Origin of the sequence: Actinotalea sp. C106, assembly GCF_023630195.1 — a bacterium.
Lineage (GTDB): Bacteria > Actinomycetota > Actinomycetes > Actinomycetales > Cellulomonadaceae > Actinotalea.
Window position 1 is genome coordinate 1 of sequence record NZ_JALPKN010000474.1, and the last position, 1,511, is coordinate 1,511.

3 protein-coding genes are annotated in these 1,511 nt (G+C 73.9%); 2 read left to right on the forward strand and 1 reads right to left on the reverse strand.

What is annotated here, in order from left to right; all coding sequences use genetic code 11:
- Positions 1–822: MBL fold metallo-hydrolase (locus tag L0B03_RS17735; protein WP_250448321.1), on the reverse strand; the 822-nt coding region annotated here is incomplete at its 3' end.
- A 171-nt stretch (positions 823–993) separates the two neighbouring features.
- Here L0B03_RS17735 and rpmE point away from each other — a divergent pair.
- Positions 994–1,209, forward strand: a complete 216-nt coding sequence (gene rpmE, locus L0B03_RS17740) for a 50S ribosomal protein L31 (protein ID WP_250448323.1) — start codon at positions 994–996, stop codon at positions 1,207–1,209.
- A 117-nt stretch (positions 1,210–1,326) separates the two neighbouring features.
- Positions 1,327–1,511: PCRF domain-containing protein (locus L0B03_RS17745; protein WP_250448325.1), on the forward strand; the 185-nt coding region annotated here is incomplete at its 3' end.

The following is a 1,511-nucleotide window of genomic DNA, read 5'->3' on the forward strand; positions in this document are numbered from 1 at the left end:
GGCGCGCAGGGTCCCGCCGTGCCAGCCGGTCACCTCCCGGAGGGCGGCGACCGAGGCCTCCTCGCCGACCCCCCGGTCCCGGCACTCCTCGAGGGCGGCGGCGAGCGCGACGAGCCCACGCCCTTGGGCCTCGACGAACGCCCTGTCCACGCAGGCCCCGTGCCCGGGCACGACGACGGCCCAGGGCTCCATCTGCGCCGCGAGGGCGGTGACCGCTGCTGCCCAGCCGACCGGGTCGCTGTCGACCTCGAAGCTCGGCGCGGCTGACTCCTCGACCACGTCCCCCACGACCCAGGTCGCGGCGTCGGGCACGTGGACCACGAGGTCGCAGGTCGTGTGGGCGGTCGGCAGGGGGTGCAGCACGAGGTCGCGGCCGGCCGGACTGATCGTCGTCGTGCCCGTGACCGTGCCCATGACCGGGACCTCCGGACCGGTGAGGGCGACCTCGTCCCAGGCGGCGGGATGGTCCAGGACGAGGTCGCCGGCCCGTCCGGCGGCCAGCTCGGCTTCTTCGTGCCGCCCCAGGTGCTCCGCGAAGCGGTGGTGGGCGTACGTGGTCGCGCGGCGGTGCCCGCGGTCGGTGAACGCGACGGCCCCGAAGGTGTGGTCGTGGTGCGCGTGGGTGTGCACGATCCCGACCACGGGCAGGGTGGTGCGGGTGACGAGGCTGGCGTACGCACGCGAGGCCGCGGCCGGCGTGCCGAGGGTGTCGACGACGACCACCCCGGTGGGTCCGAGGACCGCCGTGGTGGTCACGTCGATCGCGCCCGGCGCGTGCCGGAGCACCAGGACGCCGTCCGTCACCTCGACCCAGTCCGCCACGCGATCACCGTAGGGCAGGACAGGGGCCCGCACTGGAGGTGGGGCAGGAAGGTCGCCGTCGAGGGATGATTTCGGCAGTCGCCTGCGTTCTGGCAGACTGACCCCTTGGTCTGCGGTTCACGGAGGCGATCAGCGCCTGCGACCCGGGGACCCGTCGATAGGAGAACGACTGTGAAGAGCGACATCCACCCCGAGTACGTCGAGACGACGGTGACCTGCACCTGCGGCAACACCTTCACGACGCGCAGCACGTCGCCCTCGGGCGAGATCCGCGCGGACGTGTGCGCCGCGTGCCACCCCTTCTACACGGGCAAGCAGAAGATCCTCGACACCGGTGGCCGTGTGGCCCGGTTCCAGGCTCGCTACGGCAAGACGGACGCCAAGTAGCACCCACGACGCCGGCGGGGATGACGGCCCGCCCCTCCTTCGGGACGGGCGGCGTGCCGCACCCGCCGGCGTCGTCGTGCCTGGGGTCTGATCTGACGGGGGAGAGGGGAGCAGCCGGTGAGCGAGGTCTTCGACGCCGTCGCACCGCTGCTCGGTGAGCACGCCGAGATCGAGGCGGCCCTCGCCGACCCCGAGGTGCACGCCGACGCAGCCCGGGCCAGGCGGCTCGGCCGGCGGTATGCCGAGCTCGGGCGCGTCGTCGCCGCCTACGAGGAGTGGCGCCGCGCGAGCGACGACGCCGT